We start from the raw sequence: 3,874 nt of genomic DNA on the forward strand, positions 1-3,874 counted from the left end.
CGGCGATCAGTGCGTTATGCCGCCGGTGGTGTCCCACCAACACAGGAACCTGATAACGAGCGGCGGCATTGACCAGTTCCCGGGCACGTTCCGGTGAGTCGGCGACGGGTTTTTCGATCAGCACCGGGATCCCGCGTTCGATGCAGGCCAGAGCACAGGGCACGTGCAGAATATTGGGCGTGGCATTAATCACGCCCTGCGGCTGTACCGCGTCCAGCATGGCTTCAACGTTGTCATACCCTGCGATAGTCAGCGATTGCGCCAGCGCCTGCGCCTGGGGCGAAGGATCGGCTAGGGCGACCAGCTCAGCCCGTGGGTTAGCGCGAATCACCGCAATATGTTTGCGTCCGATGACGCCCGCACCAACGACGGCAAGACGAATTTTGCTCATGACAGGCTCCTCAGTGGGGGGGAAGGGGTCGGGGAGGCCGATTCGCCATCGCTGGCAAACAGCCCCTTCACCACCAGACCGACGACGGTTAATGCTGCCGGGATCCCAAGGATTAAAAAGACGTGTTCGAAGCTGAGATTCAGTGCCATCATTTCCGCGCCGGCAAAAGCGCTGAGGATGGCACCCATTCGGCCGACGCCGTGCATCCAGCTGGAGCCGGTAGCGCGCGCCTGGGTCGGATAATAGCGGGCGGAGAGCGCATTCATGCCGGTATTCGCGCCGTTCAGGCAAGCACCGCTGACGAAAGCCAGCAGGCACAACAGTGCAAAACTGGCAGCGGCGTAGCCCATGGCCATCGTAAACAGGCCGCCGATGGCATAAATCAGCCCCAGCGCCCGATGGGGATTGATGCGGTCCATTAACCACCCGGCGAACAGAGAGCCTACGGTGCCGCCGGCCTGATAAATTGCCGTCATCACCGCGGCCTGGCTGACGGTCAGTCCGACCTCTTTGACCAGCGTCGGCAACCAGCTGCCGAGGATATAAACCAAAAACAGGCCCATAAAATAGACCAACCATAACATCAGTGAGCCGAGGCGGTACTGGCGCGACAGGACAAGGCGCATGGCGTTGGCGTTGACGGGCTGCGCCGGAAGTGTGAATTCAGCGTTATCCGCAATTTGTCCCGGGTAGAGCCGTTGTAATATCGCCCGGATACGTGCCGCCGGTGCGCGTTTAACCACCAGAAAGCGGACCGACTCCGGCAGCAGCCAGATAAGTAACGGCGCAAACAGCAGCGGAAGAATACCGCCGAGCGCCATCAGCGAATGCCAGCCAAACCGTGGGATCAGCCACGAGGCGGAAAAGCCGCCCGCCGCCGCGCCAAAAGTAAAGCCGCAAAAAATCACCGTAATCAGAAATGAGCGCCGACGCTCGGGGGCATACTCCGATACCAGCGTACCGATATTGGGCATCGCCGCACCGAGTCCCAGTCCGGTCATAAAACGGAAGAAAATCATCTGTTCGATGTTCTGCGAGAAGGCGGTAACGATAGTCCAGAAGCCAAAGAAAAAGACGCTGTTCACGATGATTTTTTTTCGCCCCAGCCAGTCGGCGAGCGGCCCGGAGAGGAGTGCCCCCAAAGCCAGGCCAATCAACGCCGCGCTGATGACGAAGCCGAGCTGGTAGTTGGTCACGCCCCACTCATGTTTCAGCGTCGGCGCGATAAACCCCATAATCGCAATATCAAAACCGTCGAGCGCAATCACGCAAAATCCTAAGAAAACCACCAGTTTCTGGAAACGGCTGAGCGGATTGCTGTTGATTAACTCTCTGACATCCAGGCGTTGAGTCTGAGTCATCGGGGGTTCCTTATGCGCAAGTGCGCAGGTAAGACTGCGCGGCATTGAACAGCAACCGTGCGCGGCTGAGGGCAGGCAGAGCGCCCTGGGGGCCGCTTAACGGGACTTCCAGTGAGACCGGCAGCGTCGTCGGCAGCGCGGACATCAGACCATGCAGATCCAGCCCGCCTTCGCCCGGCACCTTCCGCGCAGCGCGGGCCTGATGGATCAGTTCCTGTTCGCTATCGGGGATCTGCGCCGGAGCGTCGCACAACTGCATATAGTTGAGGCACTCTGGCGGCAGGTCGGCGAGGCTTGAGAGCGACTCTCCCGCGCGCCAGAAGTGGATGGCGTCAATCAGAATCCCGATGTCCGACCGCCCGCTAGCGGAAATCAGCCGCCTGGCGTCAGCGATGGTACGCAGCTCGGTCCATGGCATCGGCTCCAGATTCATGGTTAAGCCATACGCCCGACCGGCTTCGGCGAGTGCGGCAAGATTTTCAGCGCTGCGGGTGCGATGGTTATCGTTACCGGCCACCAGCACCTGCCGGGCGCCCAGGCGCGCGGCGGTTTCAAGAAAGCTTTCCAGGCGTGCATTAAGCGAAAAGTCGCGCGTCAGACGCACGATTTCGACATCTGACACGCGAATACCGGTCTCCATCAACGCAGAGAGGGTCGCACGAACGGTCGCGGTATCGCCGAGCATATCGTAGTCAGGATCGGTCGGCGTGGCGGGAAGCAGACGCAGGCCGACGTGAGTAAAGCCGGTTTGTGCCGCGATCCGCACCTGTTCCGGTGGCGGAACGTCGAGCACGGTGAGCGCAGCGAGGGACAGGGTTCGCATATTCATAAAAGACTCCGGTACAGTTGCAGGTGATTGTTGTTATAGGTACTGCCGTCCCTGGTAAGATGTCGGTTACGATGCTGTTTTTGTTATATTGGCGGCCAGTGTTTTCCCCACCAGATAGCCAAAGGTCATGGCCGGACCGAGCGTAATACCGCCGCTGGGGTAGTACCCCTGCATTACGCTCGACATATCATTGCCAATGGCGTAGAGGCCAGCGATCGGCTGCTGGTGCGCATCCAGCACTCGCGCCTGTTCATCGGTTTTTAGTCCGCTAAAAGAGCCCAGCGAACCCGGCAAAATGCGCACCGCATAAAAGGGCGCATGGCGAAGCGGACCCAGCGTGGGATGATGAGGATGCCGGGCATCCCCCTGTGCCCGGTTATAGGCTGAGGCGCCGCGCTGAAATTCCGGATCTTCTCCTCGTGCGGCGCAGTCGTTAAAGCGCGCCACCGTTTCCACCAGTTGCCCGACATCGATGGCGCATTGTTCCGCCAGCGCCTCCAGCGTGGGGGCTGAGCGGAGATAACCCGTGCGCAGCCATGCTGCGGGTGAAAACGGAAAGGGGCGGGCGTGCCCCAGACCGTAGCGACGTAGCGTCCGGCTATCGGCCAGCAGCCACGCCGTCGGCTGCTTTCCCGCAGGCGTCGCGGCCAGCAGCGCGGCAATAAAGTCGTGGTAGGAGTCGGCTTCATTGGTAAAACGCTTGCCGTTGGGCAATACGGCGATAAACCCCGGCTTCGCGCGTTCAACCAGGTGTGGGAAGACCAGTTGCAGGCCGCTTGCGAGGGTGACGCGGGAGACCGGCGCCCAGGCCATGGCGTGTTTGAGAGAAGCGTCGAACTGACCGCCGACCGATTCCCCGAGCCGGATACCGTCGCCCTGATTACCCGGCGGCGCGGCGGAGAAGTGGCCGTAGCCGCCCGCCGCGTGCGGAACCTGCTGCGCCAGGCGCTGACGATCGTGCGGAAAGCCGCCGCAGGCGAGGATCACGGCGCTGGCCTGAACCTCAATATCGCCATCATCGCTGCGCAGTACTGCGCCGCTGACGCCAGTCGATGATGTCAGCAAGCGAGCAACCGGGGAATTCAGTTGAATACTCACGCCCGCGTCGAGCGCCGAACGCAGCAGGCGGCCGATCAGCGCGTTACCGTTCACCAGATGCTGTCCGCGGCCAGCGCGCAGTCGTTGCCAGCCGTGGCGCAGCAGGCGCCGGGCGGCATACAACGCTGAGTGCGGGGAGCGAGTTGCATTAAAAAAGTGCGCCATATCGCTACCGCCAGCGATGCCCATACCGGC

Annotated in this window: 4 protein-coding genes; all 4 read right to left on the reverse strand. The window is 61.3% G+C overall.

From position 1 onward, the window contains the following. Positions 1–391 (reverse strand): Gfo/Idh/MocA family protein (locus ACZAHD_RS22255; protein WP_462458667.1); only part of this gene is annotated, 391 nt, incomplete at its 3' end. Beyond that, positions 388–1,752, reverse strand: coding sequence for an MFS transporter (locus ACZAHD_RS22260; protein WP_462458668.1), 1,365 nt, complete (start codon positions 1,750–1,752; stop codon positions 388–390). The genes ACZAHD_RS22260 and ACZAHD_RS22255, both read right to left, overlap by 4 nt. A gap of 10 nt (positions 1,753–1,762) precedes the next feature. Beyond that, positions 1,763–2,581 carry a sugar phosphate isomerase/epimerase family protein gene (locus tag ACZAHD_RS22265; RefSeq protein ID WP_462458669.1) on the reverse strand — a complete coding sequence of 273 codons (819 nt, stop codon included), beginning with the start codon at positions 2,579–2,581 and terminating at the stop codon, positions 1,763–1,765. A gap of 66 nt (positions 2,582–2,647) precedes the next feature. Beyond that, on the reverse strand, positions 2,648–3,874 hold a 1,227-nt coding region (locus ACZAHD_RS22270), incomplete at its 5' end, for an FAD-binding protein (RefSeq protein ID WP_462458670.1).

This window comes from Raoultella sp. (genome assembly GCF_039594335.1).
GTDB lineage: Bacteria > Pseudomonadota > Gammaproteobacteria > Enterobacterales > Enterobacteriaceae > Klebsiella.

What these genes read in the sequence shown, in the direction of transcription:
- ACZAHD_RS22260 (WP_462458668.1), bottom strand. Translation starts at nt 1,752, where the DNA reads ATGACTCAGACTCAACGCCTGGATGTCAGAGAGTTAATCAACAGCAAT.
- ACZAHD_RS22265 (WP_462458669.1), bottom strand. Translation starts at nt 2,581, where the DNA reads ATGAATATGCGAACCCTGTCCCTCGCTGCGCTCACCGTGCTCGACGTT.